We start from the raw sequence: 19,824 nt of genomic DNA on the forward strand, positions 1-19,824 counted from the left end.
AGCGGCTGTAAATCCCTCCCTGTTTCCATGAACCGGCGGTTATAAGTAACATGCTTTACAACAACTTACCGAAAAAAGAGATGGGACATGGATCATTCGCGGAGCGAAAAGACCCCCTTATACCTCTGCCAAAACAGGCTACGGAAGGTTGGAGGCCTCGACGGCCTTCAGCAGGGCGCGCCCTTTGTTCATCGTCTCTTCCCACTCCTTCTCCGGGTCGGAATCGGCGACAATTCCCGCTCCAATGCCGAGATAAGCGGTCTTCCCCTTTACCGCTAGCGTCCTTATCGCGATCGCGGTATCCATATTCCCGGAATAGCCGAAATAACCCACCGCGCCTCCGTAAAGTCCGCGCCGGGTCGGCTCCAGCTCATCGATGATCTCCATCGCCCTGATCTTCGGGGCGCCGGAGAGTGTCCCCGCCGGGAATGTGGCCCGGAGCACGTCGTAGCAGTCCTTCCCATCAGCGATATCCCCTTCAACCGTCGATGTAATGTGCATCACGTGGGAATACCGCTCTATCGTTTTCAACTCGGTCACCTTGACCGCCCCACCTTTCGAAACACGTCCAACGTCGTTTCTCCCGAGGTCGACAAGCATTATATGTTCGGCCAGCTCCTTCTCGTCGGCGAGGAGTTCCTTTTCCAGCGCGATATCCTCCCTCTCCGTATCCCCTCTCGGCCTGGTACCAGCTATCGGCCTTACGGTCACCTTTCCGTTCTCAAGGCGGACAAGCGTTTCCGGCGACGCCCCTACAACCTCCCATCCGCCAAGACGGAGGTAGTACATGTATGGCGAGGGATTGATAGTCCTCAGCGCTCGGTAGACGTCGAACGCGGAAACATTGAGTGAAATGGAGAGCCTCTGCGCGAGGACAACCTGGAAGATATCCCCCTCCCTTATGTAGTGCTTGCACTTTTCGACCGATTTTTTAAAGCGCTCCTTCTCCGTATTCGAAACGTATTCAGTCTTGCCTTTCGCCGCGCCGCCGATGCCGGCCTTGAACGACTGTTCCGATTCGAGTTTCGATACGAGCCTCTCTATTTTCTCGACAGATTCGTCGTAAACCTTCCCCGGGTCGCCGTCCACATGCGCGTTCACGACAACTTTCACCTTCTGTTTCACGTTGTCGAAGATGATGAGCGAATCGGCGATCATCATCGTCACGTCGGGGATATCGGTATCTTTCTTTGAAAGTTCCGGGATCTTCTCGAAAAAGCGCACGGTATCGTAGCCGATATATCCGACTGCTCCCCCGAAGAATATCGGAAGCTCCTCCGCGCCTACCGGCCTGTAGGAAGACATCACCTTTTTTATTTCATCGAGGGGATCCCCTTCAAGCGTGAACTCCTCCACCCCCGCCGGAGTGGTCTTCCTCCCTTTGCGGCCTGAGGTCTCTATCACTATCGAAGGATCTGCGCCGAGAAAGGTGTAGCGTCCGAGCTTTTCCACCCCCTCCACCGATTCTAGTAGATAGGCGTAGCGGGAATCCTTTGCAATTTTTAAAAACGCGCCGACAGGGGTGATGAGGTCGGCGAACATCTCCCTGTATACCGGGATGAGGTTCCCCTTTTTGGAGAGTTTTATAAACTCGTTCCTCTCCGGCTTTATCACGATTGCGTTTCTCCGAACGGCCTGTATCCGACCTCGACAAGGAAGAGCCCGCGAGGCGGCGCGGTCGGCCCCGCCTTTCTTCTGTCCCTTGCTTCGATTATCTTTTCCATATCCTCAACCCTGAACCTTCCCCTTCCGACTTCTACCAGCGTTCCGGCGATTATTCTCACCATGTACTTCAGAAATCCTTCCCCTACTATTTCAAGGGTTATCATCCCGTTTTCGCTCCTGCTAAGATTACAGGAAATAACCGATCTTACAAAACTCTTTGCCGTGCTCCCTCTCGCCATGAACGACCTGAAGTTGTGTTCACCGACTATTTTCTTCGCCGCTTCGTTCATCAGAGCGACGTCCATCGACACCGGCATCCACCATGAAGTGCGCGCTAGATGCGGAGAGGGGACAGGATTAGTATATATTTGATACCGGTATCTTTTCCATAGCGCATCCCGCCTCGGATGGAACCCGTTTTCCATCTCCTCGATAGATTTTATCGCTATATCCCTCGGCAACATGGAGTTCAGCGAATGGAGGAGACGGTTATTGTCATAACGGAACGCCGCTATCACGTTGAACACCTGGCCAAGGGCGTGCACCCCCGCGTCGGTTCGCCCGGCGCAGTTGATGCGGACGTTTTTCACCGCGAGCCTTGAGAGACATCTTTCAAGAACCTGCTGAAGAGTAGGCCCTCCGGTCTTATCCTCCTGCGTCTGCCAGCCGGAATACTCCGTTCCGTCGTACTCGACGATCATTTTCAGGTTACGCGGTTTTTCCAGCGGGTCGATCTGCGCATTGTTCTCTGTATCTTCCGTCACTATGTTCGCCTGCCGGATGAGAGTTCCGCCGACAGATATTTGCCGGTATACGATCCCTTTACTTTCGCCACCTCTTCCGGCGTTCCTTTCGCAACAATGTGCCCCCCTGCGTCCCCACCTTCGGGTCCGAGGTCTATTATGTGGTCCGCCGTCTTTATCACATCGAGGTTATGTTCGATAACCACAAGTGTATTCCCCCCGTCTACAAGGCGGTTCAGCACCTCCAGCAGTTTTCTTATGTCGTGAAAGTGAAGACCGGTAGTCGGCTCGTCGAGTATGTAAATGGTGCTCCCGGTTCCGCGCTTGCTCAGTTCGCGCGAGAGCTTCACCCTCTGCGCCTCCCCGCCGGAAAGGGTGGTCGCCGCCTGGCCAAGCTTGATGTAGCCGAGGCCGACATCCATGAGGGTTTGAAGCTTTGTGTTTACGGTCGGCACCGGACCGAATACCGGCATCGCCTCCTCGATGGTCATGTCCAAGACTTCGGAAATGTTCTTCCCCTTGTAATGTATGTCGAGCGTCTCCCTGTTGAAACGCTTCCCTTTGCAGACTTCGCAGGTGACGTAGACATCTGGAAGAAAGTGCATCTCTATCTTCTTTATTCCGTCGCCGGTGCACGATTCGCACCTCCCACCCGGCACGTTGAACGAGAATCGCCCCGCCTTGTAACCCCTCTTCCTGCTCTCCGGCACCATCGTGAAGAGCTCCCTTATCGGCGTGAAGAGGCCGGTATAAGTTGCGGGATTGGAGCGGGGGGTTCGCCCTATCGGGGACTGGTCTATATCTATCACCTTGTCGAGGAATTCAACACCTTTTAGAGATTTGAATTTACCCGGTATGATGCCGCTCCTGTTAATCTCTCGCGCGAGAGATTTGTAGAGGATGTCTATTATCAGCGTGCTCTTCCCCGAGCCGGAGACGCCGGTGACGCATGTGAATTTGCCGAGCTCAATATCGACATTTATTTTTTTCAGATTGTTCTGTTCGGCGCCGATTATCGAGAGCTTCTTTCCCGTTCCGCTCCTCCTCTGTTTCGGCACAGGAATGGAGAGATCGTGCGACAGATATTTACCGGTGAGGGAGTTTTTGTTCCCCATTACCTCCTTCGGCGTCCCTTGCGCCACTATCTCCCCGCCATGCACGCCGGCGCCGGGGCCGATATCTACGACATGGTCCGATGCCGATATAGTGTCGCGGTCATGCTCCACCACTATCACAGTGTTGCCGATATCTCGAAGGCGCGTAAGCGTTTCGAGTAGTCTGTCATTATCCCGCTGGTGGAGCCCTATGCTCGGCTCGTCGAGAATGTAAAGTACACCTACAAGCGCGGAACCTATCTGCGTGGCAAGCCTTATCCTCTGCCCTTCGCCGCCGGAGAGCGTCGCCGACGCCCTGTCGAGGGTTAGATACTCAAGCCCGACATTCTGCATGAAGCCGAGCCTTTCCCTTATCTCCTTTATCACCCGCTCGCCTATATGCTTCTGCTGCGCGGTCAGGTCGAGAGTGTCGAAATATTTAACAGCCTCCTTGATGGAGAGGGCAGTGACGGCGATTATGTTCTTTCCGCAGATCTTCACGCCGAGCGCTTCGGGCCTCAATCGCGCGCCGTTGCAGACAGGGCACGGCTCCACCCGCATGTATTTCTCGATGTCGTCCCTTATCCACTCCGAATCGGTTTCTAGGTAACGCCTTTGAAGATTCGGCACCACCCCTTCGAACTTGCCGACCCAGTACTTCGTCTTCCCTTCGCTGGCATACTTGAATTTGAAGGTCTCCTCTTCCGAGCCGTGGAGGATGGTCTTGCGCGCCTTCGCCGGAATTTTTGAAAACGGCGTCGTGTTCGCGTCGAACTTATAATGCTCCGCCAGCGATTCAAGCATGTTCCAGTAATAAATCGCGGTCTTGCTCGCCCACGGCACCACCGCACCTTCGGCAAGTGTCAGGGAGGTATCCGGCACTATCATATCTTCGCTCACTTTTTTATCTACGCCGAGACCGTGGCACTTCTCGCACGCGCCGTTCGGATTGTTGAACGAGAACATCCTCGGCTCAACGACCGGATATGAGATACCGCACTTGATGCAGGCGAAGTTCTGGCTGAACGTCAGCTCCTTCCCCGCGTCGCCTACAACGACGCTCATGAACTTCTCGCCAAGGTCAAGCGCGAGCTCCACCGAATCGGCGAGCCTCCTTTCTATCCCCGGTTTCACAACAAGCCTGTCTATGACGACCTCGATGGTATGCTTGAAAGTCTTTTTAAGGACTATATCCTCCTCCAGCCCTCTCATCTCGCCGTCGATGCGCGCCCTTACGTATCCTTTCGCGCGGAGGTTTGCCAGCTCCTTTTTATACTCCCCTTTGCGATCCTTGATGATAGGTGCGAGGACATGTATCTTCGATCCTTCGTCGAGCATCATCAGACTGTCGACTATCTGCGAGACGGTCTGCGACTCTATCGGCCTGCCGCACTGGTAGCAGTGGACCGTCCCTACGCGTGCGAAGAGGACGCGGAGGTAATCGTAGATCTCCGTTACCGTGCCGACCGTGGAGCGGGGATTCTTGCTCGTGGTCTTCTGTTCTATGGAGATGGCGGGGGATAACCCTTCTATCAAGTCGACATCCGGTTTTTCCATCTGCTCAAGGAACTGGCGGGCGTAGGCCGAGAGCGACTCCACATAGCGCCTCTGCCCTTCGGCGTAGATGGTATCGAACGCGAGCGAAGATTTCCCCGAACCGGAGATGCCTGTAAAGACTATCAGCTTGTCGCGCGGAAGCTCCAGATCGATGTTCTTGAGGTTGTGCTCGCGGGCGCCTTTTATAAGAATCGTTCCTTTTTTCATTAGCGCTATAGATTACCTGATTTTATCGATTGTTGAAAAAGATACGCCTATTCCTGACAGTTTAATAGACCGTGATGAAATTCAAAAGTATCGCTATGAAAAACCTTCTGCCAGTTCTGTATATTTTAAGAAATATTTTGAGACAAATACATTAGACTGAATTACGTTATTGAGATAATACTCTTTTAATGCATATTTTTCAGATTCGACAATACCGCTTTCGGATAGCCAATTTTTTGCGACGGCCTTCAGCCGTCACACAGGCAAGAGTGGCCTCTGCTACCTTGGGGAACCGGCGGTTTAAAATTCTAAAAATATGAGACTATCGCGACTGCGCCGACGAGCCAGACATACCATGAAAACCATGAAAGTTTTCCGCGGCGCACCCATTCGATAAGCCACTTGAGCGCGAATATCCCGACAACGAAGGAGACGACCGCCCCCGACATGTATACGGCCAGGTCGCCGTCCAGCTGGTCTATATGTCTCGACTTCAAAACAACCGCGCCTAGTATCGCGGGGATGGAGAGGAGAAACGAAAATCTCGCCGCGGAGGCGCGTTCGATCCCAAGAAGGAGCGCGACGGCTATCGTCATGCCGGAACGGGATATACCGGGCGTGATGGCAAAGCCCTGGGCTATCCCTATTATCACCGCGTCCCTTACCGTCATGGCGCTGTCCCTCTTCTCCCCTTTTCCGCTGTTGCGCGTGGCGAAGAGGATTATCCCGGTAACGATAAGGAAACAGCCGACCGAAAAGGGGGAGGCGAAAAGACGTTCGAAATAATCTTCGAGGGCGAGACCCATGACAGCCGTGGGGATATTCGCTACGACTATCATCACGACGGTGCGCGCCTCCGGAAGTTGGTCGAGATTCCGGAACCCCTTTTTCAGCGCGTCGAACGATTGAACTGCCATCCGCCAGAGATCATCGCGGTAGACGACAACCACTGCGGCAACCGTTCCGACGTGCAGAAGGATATCGAAAAATACCATCGGCTCTTCAAGGCCGAGGTACGACTGCATCAGCACAAGATGGCCCGAACTGCTTACCGGAAGGAATTCAGTGAGGCCCTGTAAAACGCCGAGAATTATCGCATCAATGTATGAAATATATTTGTCCCTTTTTAATCTATCAATTCTATATCGCCGGATTTGCCGGACGTATCTATTTTATCGATCATTCCGAGATTCTCCAGTTCATCCGAACCGTCTTCCTCTTTCCGGATAAGTATCTCGCCAAGTTTTTTAATGATATATTCCGCCGCCCTCTCTGCGGCGCCGGACGAACCGAGGCTCTTGCGCACCATGTTCATCTCTTTTCCCTTCTCCTCGAGCCTTATCTGGTTCGACAGGATATCGAGCGCTTCACGCGCTACCGCCTCCGGCTTGAAAGAGCCCTGCAGGTATTCCGTAGCAATCTCCCTCCCCGCTATAAGATTCGGCAGTCCTGCGAAATTCACATTTGCCAGTATCCTGGGGAGCCAGTAGGAGAGAAAGGAGGAGCGGTAAACTATTATCATCGGAATACCGAATATCGCCGCCTCAAGAGTGGATGTACCAGATTTCGTGATAAGGAAATCCGACCCCGCCATCACCTTGTGCGATCCGCCGTTTATAATCTTTATATACTCCCGCCCTCCGGCAACTTCCAGTATGGCGTGCCTTGAGATATGCGGCGCGACAGGCACTGCAAAACCTATATCGGGCCTTTTCACATGAATGATATCGGCGGTTTCGATGAGCGGAACAAGGATGGATCTTATCTCTGAATTTCTGCTACCCGGGAGAAGGCCGACCAGTTTTCTGGTATTTGGGGGCATCAGATCGTTCCTCACCGACTCCCTGTTGAAATCGAGCGAAATTTCATCGAGGAGCGGATGGCCTATGAACTTTACGTTCACCCCCCGATTCCTGTAAAAGGCTTCCTCGAAAGGAAAGATGACCAGCATGGTATCTACCCATTTTTTCACCGAATTCACCCTGTAACTGCGCCACGCCCAGAGCTGGGGACAGACATAGTAGAAAACCGGAATGCCTGCCTTGTGCGCCATTTTGCCTACGCGGAAATTGAGTTCAGGCGCGTCGATAACGATCACCGCGTCGAAGCGGGCCGACTTCAGCCTGTTGCCTATATCTCCCAGAACCTTTTTGAAAAAAAATATCTTTTTCAGAATGTCTATAAGACCTATCGCCGCAAGGTCCTTCGAGTGATAGAGGATCTTTACGCCGGCGGCCTTCATTCTGTCGCCGCCAACCCCTTCGAATTCCGCGTCGGCGTCGATCGCCTTTATCTCTTTGACGAGGCGCGCGCCGTAGATCTCACCCGACTCTTCGGCGGCGGAAATAAAATATCTCATCTACCCTTTAATCTCTCCTTGAAAATCAGCCCTGGCCGACCATGTTATAAAGCCGCACCCGAAACCTTACGCCAAGCCCTTCGGCCAGCTTTCTGGTTTCCTCCAGATCAAAACCTTCCCTGTTATCCTCCGGCAATCCTATCGCCGTGGCAACCGTATCGGGCAAAATGTCTCGGCACCTTTTTATAAAATCAATAACCGCTTCAAAGCTCCCCTCGGGAAACGACGGTTTGCACATCCTGTTGTATGTCTCGCCGTCCTGCGCGTTTAGCGAAACCGACGCAACATCAATCAACCCTGCAAGCTCCGGCACAATGTCCCTGCCGTTAATCAGATTACCATGTCCGTTCGTGTTCAACCTCGTTTTAAGATTTTTCCCCTTTGCCCACGAAGCGACCTTCTTTACAAGCTCAAGCCTCATGGTAGGCTCGCCAAAACCGCAAAAGACCAGCTCGGACGGCCTTGAATCACCGATAGCGTTTATTATCTCATCAAATTCCGGATCCTTGTCCAATCCGAGAAAATGACCCTGCACCAGCGGGGCCTCCTCGCGATTGCAGAAGGTGCAGTTGTTCGTGCATCCACGCGTTACATTCACATAGAGTGAATCCCTTATCCAGTAGACTATTTCGGCCTGCTCCGGCCTTTCAACGCCGAGGAAGAGCTTTCTGTAATTCGTCATGGTAAGCCTGGCAATATCCGCCGTTGTTACTCCGCGCAATTCGGCAAGGAATTTTGCAGTTTCCTTTATGAACAAAGGTTCGTTCCTTTTCCCTCTTATCGACTGAGGCGCGAGATATGGGGCGTCGGTCTCGATGAGAAGGCGCTCGGGAGTTACCGCGATCGCCGCTTCCCGCAGTTTGTCGGCCTTCTTGTATGTGATGTTCCCCGCAAACGAAATGAAGAAACCCATATCAATGCCGCGCATAGCCTCTTCCTTCCCTTCGGAAAAACAGTGGAGAACACCGCCGAACTCCGGATTGAAATGCTCCTTCAATATCGGAACTATCTCTTCAAATGCGTCCCTGCAGTGGATGATAACCGGTTTGCCGTTCTCATTGGCTGTCTTCAGATGCTGTATCAACGCATTTATCTGCGCCTCCCTGGGCGATCTGTTCCTGAAAAAATCAAGACCGGTTTCACCAATGGCAACAACGTTCCTGTCCTTCGCAAGTTCGTTAAGCCTTTTCAAATCCGCTTCGGTGAAGCTTTCCGCGTCGTGGGGATGAACGCCGACCGAAGCCTTCATGAAACCGTACCGATGCGCCAGGCTAATCGCCTTTTCACCCGAGCCGAGATCGTAGGCTACATTTAGAACAAGGAAATTTTCCCCGCCCAATTTTTCCGCGACTTGTTCGATATCGCCGTCGTAATCAGCGTGATTAAGGTGCGCGTGGGAATCCGCAAACATATCCTACCTCTCTACAGCCGGTTCATGGCGTGAAAACAATTTCATAAGGTATTAGTGTAAATCATAACTTCTAAAGAGAATAATTCCGCGGAAGCAAAAACAGCGCCGTGGAACGGGAAGCGAAACCGGATCTTTACAGCTTGACCGTGGCATCCCTGTCCGGGCCCGTGGACACCAGTGTGATCTTCGCGCCTGAAACCTTTTCCAGAAACTTGATATATGCTTTTGCCTTCTCCGGCAGTTGGCCGACTTCAGTAGCTCCCGCCGTTTTGGATTTCCAGCCGTCTCTCTCCTCGTAAACCGGTTTCACCCCTTCAAGGGTATTTATGTTATCGGTCAGCCTTTCGATCCTTTTACCGTTCACCTCATAGGCAACGCATACTTTTATCTTTTCAAGCTTGTCGAGCACATCGAGTTTTGTAAGAACTATTTCGTCAACGCCGTTCACATCGACAGCGTATCTCGCGACAACGGCGTCGAACCATCCGCAACGCCTCGGGCGTCCTGTGGTCGCACCAAACTCCGCGCCCTCTCCCTGGAGGAGCGCCCCGATATCATCCTTCAATTCGGTTGGGAACGGGCCTTCCCCGACTCGCGTCGTATACGCCTTTATTACGCCTATCACGCGATCGATCTTTTTGGGCGGAATGCCAAGCCCCGTGCATGCCCCGCCGGACACCGTGTTTGAAGAGGTAACGAAAGGATATGTGCCGTGATCGATGTCAAGCATCGTCCCCTGCGCACCTTCACAAAGCACTCTCTTGCCGGATGCTATCGCCTCCCAGATCACCTGCTTTGTATCGCCCACATACGGCTTTATCCTCGGCGCAACTTCCATGATGTAGTCGACAACCTCTTTTTGCGTAGTCGTATTCCCGCCGAACTGATGCTTGATTATTACGTTTTTGCGTTCGATGAGCGAAGCTACCGCGCTCTCCACTCTCTCCCTGTCCTGGAAGTAGTATAGGGGTATCCCGATGCGGTTCGATTTGTCGGAATAGGTCGGCCCGATGCCTTTTCCGGTGGTCCCTATCTTCTTCTGCGATTTCCTGCTTTCGTTGGCGCGGTCGACCTCCTTGTTAACAGGAAGAATGCAGTGCGCCCTGGGTGAGATAAAGAGCCTCCCCTTTACGTCGATGCCCGCGTTTTCCAGATCCTCTATTTCATCAAGTAGGGCCGTCGGGTCGACTACAACACCGGGTCCTATTACACAAACCTTGCCTTCCCTCAGTATGCCGGACGGCACCAGATGCAGAATGAACTGCTTGCCGTTTATAACGACTGTATGTCCGGCGTTCGCGCCCCCCTGGTATCGGGCTATCAGGTCCTGATCTTCGCTTAGAAGATCGACGATCTTACCCTTCCCTTCATCACCCCATTGCATTCCCACAAGTACGGCTACAGTCATTTTATAAATCCTCTACTATGTTCATGGAAACGAGATATTTTACAAGTTCATCCCCTGCAACTTTTTGTTCCTTGCCGCTGTTTACATCAAGGACGTTGAATTCACCTTCGCCTTTACCGGGGAGAAGAATAAGCGGGATATTCATTCTCCTAGCATACTCCTTCCCTTCATCCTTTTTCATTTCGCCAAACGGCACTGTCACATTCGCACCTGACTCCCTCAAATCGAAAACCGCGTCCTCCGCTTCGTCTCCATCCGCGAGAACAAGTATATCCGACCCGCGCCATTCCGGAAGAAGCGATTCCGCCCTTGCGGCTTCTATAAGTGAATCTATGTCGAAGGCGAAGCCGACCGCCGGAAGATCCGCGCCGAACCGCTTCACAAGATTATCGTAACGACCGCCATGCCCGACGGATATCCCGGACGGGGAAAAGACTTCGATATTGATGCCGGTGTAATAACCGAAACCTCTCATCTCGCCCAGATCTATCGTCACCATTTCCGCAAGACCAGCTTCCTCAAGTTTCGCGTAGACGCTTTTCAGATTGTAAAGCGCTTTTTTCGACCCCTCCGTTACAGCTATCCCTTCAGCCTTTGTCAGCACATCACCGTTTCCAAAAAGCGAAGCAAGCGCGACTATCCTTTCGCTTCTCCCCTTTTCGACCGAAAGGGAAGCGAGGATCTTTTCAAGCTCGGTTTTATCCTTTTTGCCAAGCGACCTTTTTATCTTTTCCGCGTCTGCTTCGCTGAACCCTTCGAGGAACGACGCTATGAATCCGGCGTGGCCGAGCGAAATGGAAAACTTGCTGAATCCCGTTTCCCACAGCACATCGGTAAGAGAGAGTATCGTTTCCGTATCGGTCTCGTAGCCGGACGACCCGATTATCTCGAATCCACTCTGATTGAAAACGTACTGCTCCCCCTGCCCCTTGCGGGCGCGCCTGAAGACCATACCGCTATAGCAGAGACGAAGAGGGAGCGGCCTTGACGAAAGATGCGTTGCGGCAGACCGCGCCACCTGTGAAGTAACGTCCGCCCTGAGCGCGATTATCCGGCCCGAATCTGCCTCTGTAAATCTTATCAGCCGGTTGCGCTCATCCTCGTTCAGGCCGACGATGGCCGACTCATGATATTCAAATGGCGGAGTGACTATCTCCTGAAATCCCCGCGACCTTAAAACTATATGTATCGCGTCTTCAATGAAACGCTTGTACGACGCCTCCTCGAACAGGTACGTGCGCGTACCGGGAGGTATGGCAGTCGGGTTCAGCTTCAAAGTTTTATCATCCAGGCGTTTTCGATATGCTCAAGCTTCTTTATCTCTTCGATATCTTCCTGCGTCAAGGGGGAATCAATATTCACAAGGCTCATCGCTTTTGCGAGCGGCGCCGTTCTGCCGAGCCTGAACTGCCCGATATTTATCCCCTTCTTCCCGAGGTATGCTCCAATAGCGCCGATAACGCCCGGCTTGTCTATATTCGTAAACGCGAGGATATTCCCCTCCGGTATAGCTTCTATATATACGCCGTTGATATTCACGATGCGCGACTCCTTGTGCCCGAAGAGGGTTCCCGAAATCGCCTGCTCGCCGCCGTCGGTAACAACCTTCACATAAAATAGCCCTATGAAATCATGGGCCGTGTGGCTGGCGGAAGTCTTTACCACGATCCCTCTCTCTTCCGCGAAGAACGGCGCGCTCACGTAATTAACCTCTTCCCCAAGAATTACAGAGAGGAAGCCTTTAAGCACCGAATTAATTAGCGGTTTCTGATCAACGTCGGCAATCTCTCCGCTTGACGCGATTTCAATCTCCTTTACCCCTTCATCGGTTATCTGGGCAAGGAGGCTCCCCATCTTTTCCGCGAGAGTGAGATACGGCTGTACTCTTTTAAGAGTTTCGGGATCGACCGCAGGAACGTTTACCGCGTTCAGGATGGCCCCGGTCTCGGCATAGGCAACCATCTGTCTGGCCGCCGCGAGCGCGACATTCTCCTGCGCCTCTTCGGTGCTTGCGCCAAGGTGAGGTGTGCAGATCACGTTCGGATGCTTTACCAGTCTGCTCTCCTTGTCTGGCGGCTCCTTTTCAAAAACGTCAAGCGCGGCTCCCGCCACCTGACCGGAATCAAGCGCGTCGCAAAGGGCGTCCTCGTTGATGATCCCGCCTCGCGCGCAGTTCACTATCCGCACGCCCTTCTTCATCTTGCCGAACTCGGCGGCGGAGATCATATGTTTGGTCTTTTCGGTAAGCGGAGTGTGAACCGATATGAAATCGGACTCCTTCCAGATATCCTCAAGGTCGACAAGCTCCACGCCAAGCTCCGCGGCCTTCTCCTTGCTGATGAAGGGATCAAAAGCGAGGCACCTCATCTTGAATCCGATAGCGCAACTCACTACTACGGAGCCTACACGGCCAAGCCCCACGAGGCCGAGCGTCTTCCCCATGAGTTCGACACCTATCAGTTTTCTGTTCCATTCGCCGTTCTTGATACCCGACGTCCCCTGCGGGATGTTCCTTGCCATCGAGATAAGAAGCGCGAAGGAGTGCTCCCCTGTGGTGACCGTGTTGCCGCCGGGAGTATTCTCAACCGCTATCCCTTTTCTGGACGCAAAAGGTATGTCAACGTTATCAACCCCTGCTCCCGCCCTCGCCACGACCTTCAGGTTCGTTGCGGCTTCCAGGATGTCGGCCTTTAATTTCGTCGCGCTCCGTATGACAATTCCGTTGTACGCGGAAATTATCTTCTTCAGCTCGTCGGGTTTCAAACCTACCTTCACATCCAGGTCGATAGAACCGGACGAACGGAGTATATCCAGCCCCGCGTCTGAAAGATCGTCGCTTACAAGAACCTTGAATTTATTTGCCATCGTCAAACCTCAAATGAGTTCTTAAGAACTTCCTGTACGGCCGCTACCCCTTTGCCCATCTCCACCTTTGCTCCAAACCTGGAGAGACCCATCTCGATGGATGAAAGCGCAATAACGATGTCGAACTCGCCGATATATCCGAGCTGGGCGATCCTTATGATCTTCCCTTTCCACTGGTCCTGCCCCCCGGCGAATGTGATCCCCACCTTGTCGCGCAGAACCTTTACGAGCTTGTTTCCGTCCACACCTTCGGGGAGGAACACGCCGGTCTTAGCCTCCGAAGGGGAGTCGGTGACCATCTTAAGGCCGAGAGCGGCTGTACCCGCCTGAGCGGCCTTTGCCAGAAGAGCCGTCCTTTTGTACCAGTTGTCGAGCCCTATTTCGTCGAACATATTCAGCACTTCCTGCAGGCCGTTGATGAGCGAAACCGCCGGTGTGTAGGCGGTCGTCTTGTCTGCCAGGTTTTTTCTCTCTTTTTTGAGGTCGAAATAGAACTTGTTGTTCTTCGCCCCGTCCACCTTTTTCCACGCCCTGTCGCTGAGAGCGATGAACGCCAGACCGGGTGGGAGCATGAAAGCCTTCTGCGAACCCGATATCAGGATATCAACGCCCCAGTCATCCATCGGAATATCGAATACACCGACGCCTGTAATACCGTCGACAACGAGGAGGATGTCTCTGGTCTTGGTTACTTCCGCTATCTCCTTCACCGGGTATTTCACCGTAGTGGAGGATTCCGTCGCCTGCATGAGAACGCCTTTGATCTCCTTATCCTTGTCGAGCTCCGCTTTAACGGCCTCCGCCGTGACAGCTTTGCCCCATTCAATATTGAGCCAGACAACTTTCAAACCGTACGCTTCGGCAATTTTGCCCCAGCGCTCGCCGAACTTTCCGCCGTTCACAACGAGCACCTTCTCGCCAACCGAGAAAGAATTCGTAACCGCCGCTTCCATCGCGCCGGTGCCGGAGGAGGCGAGGATGAGGACATCCTGCTTTGTATGGAAAACCTTTTTTAGACGTTCGGCAGTATCGGCGAAAACCGCTGAGAACTGAGGCGTCCTGTGGTGAATAATCGGCTGAGCCATCGCGAGCAATACTCTTTCAGGTACAGGTGTCGGTCCTGGTGAAAGAAGGTAGCTTTTCAACATGTTCTAGTCTCTCCTACACAGAAAAAATTTGTTGTTCAGTTGTTTCGTACCGCCAAATTGAAAGCATAATAAACAAATTCCGAAACGACGGATTATAGGCAAAATTTCGGGATTTTGCCAGTAATTCAGCTAAATAATGAATTCCGCCATCTCCATTTTTCGAGCTGAAAACGGGGAGCTAACAAATCTGCTGGTTATCAGCGGGTATTCATACCCGCACCACCGTTTAAGCCCCTCTGAGAGCGACCATCCGGAAGAGGGAAATAAAACCATTTTGTGTATGGCCCTCAGGGTATTAGAATTTCAGTAATGCTTCGTAAATATGATCTGCTCGAACTGACAGGCGCGCTGGCGGTAGTCGCCTTTTTCTGCGCGATGTCGGTTATGGCGCTCTCGTCAATAGCCGATGCGCGAATGACCCTCTCAATAAAACAGGAACGCCTTCTGGGTCTCCCAAACAGGTTTACGGTAAAGGTTCCCGATTTTCAGCAGAACGGAAAACTTACCCCATACAGGGTCAAGGAAGATGCTGAGAAGATTCTCTCCTCCGGCGGGATTGAGATCGTCAAGGACGACAAGAAAGAGCCTTTGGCAAGGATAACCGTCAATATTGTTCTCGATGCCGGCGGCGACGGCAAATCGGAACCGGCCTACCTCATAGATATAAATGTCTACAACATCTCGACCATATCTACCGAATACGACCTGCGCGAAGGGACCGTCTGGAAGATAGGCTCCTACCGCGAGCCGGTTACAAAATCATTTCCAAGAGAGGTAGACTGGCGGCTCAAAAAGCTTCTTGAATATTTCATGGAAGATTATTTCACCGCCAATCCGTATCTGAAAAAGCCTGCTCCGCGGAGATGATCCCTCAATTAGGGAGAATGGGAGATTATCTTCCCGTCGTTTCCCGCTATCCCCATTGATTACTTTTTCCATTTGGCGATAATAGTAGACGTAAACGGGCGCGGGGATGGAAACTGTTCCCGCCGACGATTTGAGTAATCAGGGGTGCTCTGCCTGAGCTGAGATTCCGATAGCTTTCGGAAAACCCTTAGAACTTGAACTGGGTAATTCTAGCGAAAGGAGATTTTATGTTTTGCCATTTCGATGTATACGGAGTTATCCCCTCCACTGTAAACCTTAAAAAAACGGGACGCAGGGGTGGTTCTTCCGTTTCAACCTGTATCGACATCGCAATCGCGCCGTACACAACACGAAAGGGAGACATCACGGATGCTTGAGATAGCCGGTAAAAAATTCAATTCGCGCCTCTTCATGGGAACAGGCAAATTCGCCTCCAACGAGGTGATGCGCGACGCGATAGCCGCCTCCGAATGCGAGCTTGCCACCGTTGCCTTAAGGAGGGTGGAACTGAACAGCGGAAAGAAAGGGATAGTGGATTACATCCCAAAAGGTGTGAACCTCCTGCCGAACACATCCGGCGCGCGTAACGCCGACGAGGCGGTGCGGATCGCGAGGATATGCAAAATGGCGGCGGGGACAAACTGGGTGAAGCTCGAAGTGATATCCGACCCGGTATACCTCCTCCCCGATCCGGTGGAAACGCTCAAGGCGGCGGAACAGCTCGTAAAGGAAGGCTTCGTGGTACTCCCATATATAAATGCCGACCCGATGCTGGCGCGCCACCTCGAAGAGGCTGGATGCGCGACGGTCATGCCGCTCGGTTCCCCTATCGGAACGAACAAGGGGCTGAAAACGGTAGAGATGATAAAGATAATCATCGACATCTGCAAGATACCGGTAGTGGTCGACGCGGGGATAGGAAAACCTTCCGACGCGGCTTACGCAATGGAGCTGGGGGCTGACGCCGTTCTGGTAAACACGGCTATCGCCATCGCACGAAATCCTGTCGAGATGGCAAAAGCCTTTAAACAGGCTGTAGAGGCTGGGCGAACCGCCCACGAATCTGGACTGGGAGATGAAAAAGATAAGGGGGAGGCCTCAAGCCCGCTGACAGGTTTCCTGGAGAGCTAAGCCCGCAATGGAACTTAAGAAACGATTCTCTTTGAACGAAAATGAGCTGGAAGAAATTCTCGCGCGCCGATCCAATGCGTCAAGACCGTATGAAGCGCTCGGCAAGGAGCACCTCTTCATCGACGATTTCGCCTCCATCTTAAAGAAGGATGACGGGGATCCCGAATTCTTCGAGAAGCTCGCTCAGCGTGCGAGGGAGATAACAAATATGCGCTTCGGCCTCGTGAAGGGGCTCTACATCCCGCTATACCTCTCGAACGCCTGCCATAACAGCTGTACATACTGCGGTTTCAGCATCGATAACCGCGTGAAGAGAGTTACCCTCAAGATCGAAGAAGTCCACAACGAGCTGAAGACCATCTACGCGAAAGGTTTCAGGAACATACTCCTTGTTTCCGGAGAACTGAAAGATTTCAGCAACAGGGAGTATCTTGCCGAGTGCGTGAAAGCGGCGCGCGACAGAGGGTTCCACTCTATCGCGGTGGAGCTTGGGGCCCTTGACGGAGAGTCCGCAAAGATGCTGGCAAAGGCCGGGGCTCAAAGCTTTGTCCTTTACCAGGAGACATACCACAGGGAAACCTACGGAAAGATCCACACCGGGGGATTGAAAAAGGATTTCGACCTTCGTCTGCAGGGGATAGGGAGGGCGATAGAAGCGGGATTCAAACAGGCAACTCTCGGATTTCTGGCTGGACTCCACGATTACAGGTTCGAAGCGCTCGCGCTATACAGCCATCTCTCATTTTTGAAGAAAGAGTACAGGGATATAGAATTTTCCGTCTCCTTCCCTCGACTGACGCAGGCGTACGGAGTGAGAGGGAGTTTCGAAAGGGTGAAAGATAAAAGTTACGCGACGATGCTGATGGCCTTCCGGCTCGCATTCCCCGAAGTTTCAATAAACCTCTCCACGCGGGAGACCCCCGCTTTCCGCGATGGGATGTCGAGGATCTGCGCCACACACCTTAGCGTGGAATCGAAGACACAACCGGGGGGATATATAGAGGGGGAAAACGGAGAACTGGAACAATTTACCGTTCACGACGGCAGGACGCTGGATGAAATGACCGCGGCTCTGAAAAGGATGGGATACGACGTGCATTTCAAGGATTGGGAGATGGAGCTGAACAGAATATGAAAGCCGGCAAGGTGAAAGTAAGGATCAATGGAGAGGAGAGGGTGTTTGAAAATGATCTTACGCTCCTTGAACTCCTTGGAAGCATGGGGCTCCCCGAAAAGTCGGTCTTCATAGAGTACAACCGGGAACCGCTCGACAGGAGCCTCTACTCCGAAACGAGGATAAAGGAAGGGGATGTCATGGAGATAGTAACCATGATGGCCGGCGGGTGACGCACCCGAAATGATCCATCCCAATGTAAAAGAGCCAAACAGCGCCCCGAAGGTCTTTTCCGCAGGCTCCGGCAATCCGGTGGCGGAATCGGAAATTCTCAAGTCTATTGAAGTCGCATATGAAAATAGCCCCTTCCCGGAATTGCCACAAACTATAACGCAGTGTGATGCCAGAGATGTTTTCAAAGTTCAGATGAATGCGGACGATGAATTTGTAAAGACCTTTAAGAAATGTTTTGGAGCCGGGCGCAATATCGTTATCGGGGAAGTTGCAGATGGTTTCGCGGAAGATGCGGATGCCGGCCGTCTTGCGGAGATGCTTCCGTACATCAAACTTCTGATAATCGGAAAGGGCGAGACGGAGAGAGTAGCCGGAAGGAGTATCGCCACCATAGGGGATGCCGAATCGTCGGCGAATTTCTTTATCGAGTCCGGCGCAAAGGGGGTACTGATAAAAAATGCCGGCTCTTCCCCGAAGTATTGCGAAGATCTTTATTGCGGCGGCGGAAAAAGTTTTATTATCGCCTCAAACCGGATAAGCGACGCTTCACAAACCGGCAAGAGCAACGCGCTTTCCGCTGTGATAGCCGGGGGGCTCTCATCCGGCCTTGGAATGGCTGATTCCCTGGTAATGGCAAGAGCTGTTTCGCAGAGCCGTATCAGACTTGGTGGATCTTTTTCCCGCTCAAGTACGTTCCCGGTGGAGCCTGCCGATTTTCCATGGATATCGGATTCCTTTCAAACCGAACCGGAACTTCACCACTTCCCCGGCCTGGGGAACGATAGGCCCGAACTCTATCCGATAGTCGACAGTTATGAATGGATAAAACGGCTCCTCCCGCTCGGTATCAAGACTATTCAGCTGAGGATAAAAAATCTTAAAGGAGATGAACTTGAAAGCGAAATTCAGAAATCTGTCGCACTTGCATGGGAGAAGGGGGTGCGGCTTTTCATAAATGATTTTTGGGAACTCGCGATTAAACATCGTGCCTACGGAGTTCATCTCGGTATGGAGGATTTAACATCGGCCGACATGAATGAAATATGGAACGCCGGAACAAGGCTCGGTCTCAGCACGCACTGCTATTTTGAAGCGGCGATAGCGCACCGGCACCGCCCTTCATACATCGCGCTTGGCCCTGTCTATTTCACAAAACTGAAATCTATGGATTTCCCGCCGCAGGGGACAGAGGTGCTCAAGCTCTGGCGAAAACTTTTCGACTATCCGCTCGTGGCGATAGGGGGGATCACGCTGGATAAAGCGGGTGAAATACTTCCCTGCAAACCGGATCTTATTTCGGTGGTAAGGGACGTCACTCAATCGGAAGATCCTGAAGAGAGGGTTGAAGAGTGGAAAAGAGCGATTAACAGGAGTTAGCTGGTTTTGAAATATCCGTGGTTGAATTCTGGATGAAGTGGATTCCTAGTACGCAAGAGGAGAGCCTCATCGCGAATCGGTATCCTCAAATCTGAAGTTACGCTGACAACAGCTGAAGCAGGGCAAGAGTCTGGGAAACGTGTTTCTTATCTCTTGCCCTGGTTCAGAATATCGTCAATTATCTTGCCGGCAATCTTGTCGCTCGGAACCTTATAGGTGCCATCATCTATCTGCGACTTCAGTTCCTGAACCTTCTCAACTCTGATATCAGGAGCTTTCTTTACCTGCTCGCTGATCCTGGCGACTTCCTTGCCCAATTCTGAGACAAGAACCTTTTCACCAGACGTGGCTGAGGACGATTCGGAGCTTTTTGAAGCCGAAGAGGACGCCTGTCCCGCCTTTTCGGATTTGCCTGGCCCGCTTATCCTGTCCTTTTTAAAGGAACCGGAATCACCGCCCAATATCTTCATTTCAAACCTCCTAAACTAAGCTAAAATGCCCGTCCTGTTCTACCGAGGGGGTCCACCCTCTATTTAACTTCTCGGCATATCCGCAAAAATACTTTACCACTTTCTTTATACATAACCTATTGGTTTTTATAGCCATTGTAAAATACTTTACCTGGATATCTTTTCCTCCCATGC

Annotated in this window: 17 protein-coding genes and 1 riboswitch; of the genes, 6 read left to right on the forward strand and 11 right to left on the reverse strand. The window is 52.3% G+C overall.

The annotated features are described in order from the left end of the window. Positions 1–138 precede the first annotated feature (138 nt). From trpE to OEY64_09155, 10 genes are all read right to left on the reverse strand, one after another. Entirely contained in the window at positions 139–1,614 is a 1,476-nt protein-coding gene (gene trpE, locus OEY64_09110) for an anthranilate synthase component I (protein ID MDH5543107.1), read from the reverse strand. After that, on the reverse strand, positions 1,611–2,429 hold the full coding sequence (truA, locus tag OEY64_09115; GenBank protein ID MDH5543108.1) for a tRNA pseudouridine(38-40) synthase TruA: 819 nt from the start codon (positions 2,427–2,429) through the stop codon (positions 1,611–1,613). Before truA ends, trpE begins: the two co-directional genes overlap by 4 nt. Then, positions 2,429–5,266: an excinuclease ABC subunit UvrA gene (gene uvrA / locus OEY64_09120; protein ID MDH5543109.1), complete on the reverse strand. Its 2,838-nt coding sequence runs from the start codon at positions 5,264–5,266 to the stop codon at positions 2,429–2,431. The genes truA and uvrA overlap by 1 nt, the downstream gene beginning before the upstream one ends. Positions 5,267–5,574: 308 nt before the next feature. Further along, complete coding sequence (locus OEY64_09125) at positions 5,575–6,357, reverse strand: undecaprenyl-diphosphate phosphatase (protein MDH5543110.1); 783 nt, start codon at positions 6,355–6,357, stop codon at positions 5,575–5,577. A 35-nt stretch (positions 6,358–6,392) separates the two neighbouring features. Continuing rightward, positions 6,393–7,625 carry a lipid-A-disaccharide synthase gene (lpxB, locus tag OEY64_09130; GenBank protein MDH5543111.1) on the reverse strand — a complete coding sequence of 411 codons (1,233 nt, stop codon included), beginning with the start codon at positions 7,623–7,625 and terminating at the stop codon, positions 6,393–6,395. Between the two features lie 25 nt (positions 7,626–7,650). After that, complete coding sequence (locus OEY64_09135; GenBank protein ID MDH5543112.1) at positions 7,651–9,036, reverse strand: YchF/TatD family DNA exonuclease; 1,386 nt, start codon at positions 9,034–9,036, stop codon at positions 7,651–7,653. Between the two features lie 133 nt (positions 9,037–9,169). Further along, positions 9,170–10,444: an adenylosuccinate synthase gene (locus OEY64_09140; protein ID MDH5543113.1), complete on the reverse strand. Its 1,275-nt coding sequence runs from the start codon at positions 10,442–10,444 to the stop codon at positions 9,170–9,172. Position 10,445: 1 nt separating this feature from the next. After that, positions 10,446–11,720: an ATP phosphoribosyltransferase regulatory subunit gene (gene hisZ / locus OEY64_09145; GenBank protein ID MDH5543114.1), complete on the reverse strand. Its 1,275-nt coding sequence runs from the start codon at positions 11,718–11,720 to the stop codon at positions 10,446–10,448. Next, complete coding sequence (serA, locus tag OEY64_09150; protein MDH5543115.1) at positions 11,717–13,309, reverse strand: phosphoglycerate dehydrogenase; 1,593 nt, start codon at positions 13,307–13,309, stop codon at positions 11,717–11,719. Before serA ends, hisZ begins: the two co-directional genes overlap by 4 nt. 2 nt (positions 13,310–13,311) lie before the next feature. Beyond that, a complete protein-coding gene (locus OEY64_09155; GenBank protein MDH5543116.1) occupies positions 13,312–14,457 on the reverse strand; it encodes an alanine--glyoxylate aminotransferase family protein in 1,146 nt (381 codons plus the stop codon). Positions 14,458–14,766: 309 nt separating this feature from the next. Between OEY64_09155 and OEY64_09160 the strand changes: the two genes are divergently transcribed. From OEY64_09160 to OEY64_09185, 6 genes are all read left to right on the forward strand, one after another. Next, complete coding sequence (locus tag OEY64_09160) at positions 14,767–15,324, forward strand: hypothetical protein (GenBank protein ID MDH5543117.1); 558 nt, start codon at positions 14,767–14,769, stop codon at positions 15,322–15,324. Positions 15,325–15,454: 130 nt separating this feature from the next. Further along, a riboswitch (TPP riboswitch) is annotated at positions 15,455–15,562 on the forward strand. Continuing rightward, the gene (locus tag OEY64_09165; protein MDH5543118.1) at positions 15,552–15,701 is read left to right on the forward strand and encodes a hypothetical protein; all 150 of its coding nucleotides are present in this window, start codon (positions 15,552–15,554) and stop codon (positions 15,699–15,701) included. It overlaps the preceding riboswitch by 11 nt. Continuing rightward, on the forward strand, positions 15,694–16,455 hold the full coding sequence (locus tag OEY64_09170; protein MDH5543119.1) for a thiazole synthase: 762 nt from the start codon (positions 15,694–15,696) through the stop codon (positions 16,453–16,455). The genes OEY64_09165 and OEY64_09170 overlap by 8 nt, the downstream gene beginning before the upstream one ends. Positions 16,456–16,462: 7 nt before the next feature. After that, the gene (locus OEY64_09175) at positions 16,463–17,590 is read left to right on the forward strand and encodes a radical SAM protein (protein MDH5543120.1); all 1,128 of its coding nucleotides are present in this window, start codon (positions 16,463–16,465) and stop codon (positions 17,588–17,590) included. Next, positions 17,587–17,802 carry a sulfur carrier protein ThiS gene (gene thiS / locus OEY64_09180; protein ID MDH5543121.1) on the forward strand — a complete coding sequence of 72 codons (216 nt, stop codon included), beginning with the start codon at positions 17,587–17,589 and terminating at the stop codon, positions 17,800–17,802. The genes OEY64_09175 and thiS overlap by 4 nt, the downstream gene beginning before the upstream one ends. A gap of 10 nt (positions 17,803–17,812) precedes the next feature. Beyond that, positions 17,813–19,180, forward strand: a complete 1,368-nt coding sequence (locus tag OEY64_09185; GenBank protein MDH5543122.1) for a thiamine phosphate synthase — start codon at positions 17,813–17,815, stop codon at positions 19,178–19,180. A 146-nt stretch (positions 19,181–19,326) separates the two neighbouring features. Here OEY64_09185 and flgM read toward each other — a convergent pair whose 3' ends face one another. Beyond that, positions 19,327–19,650 (reverse strand): flagellar biosynthesis anti-sigma factor FlgM, encoded by a 324-nt coding sequence (gene flgM, locus OEY64_09190; GenBank protein MDH5543123.1) that lies wholly within the window; start codon positions 19,648–19,650, stop codon positions 19,327–19,329. Positions 19,651–19,824 lie beyond the last annotated feature (174 nt).

Source organism: Nitrospinota bacterium, from assembly GCA_029881495.1.
In the GTDB taxonomy this organism is placed as follows: Bacteria; Nitrospinota_A; UBA7883; order JACRGQ01; family JACRGQ01; genus JAOUMJ01.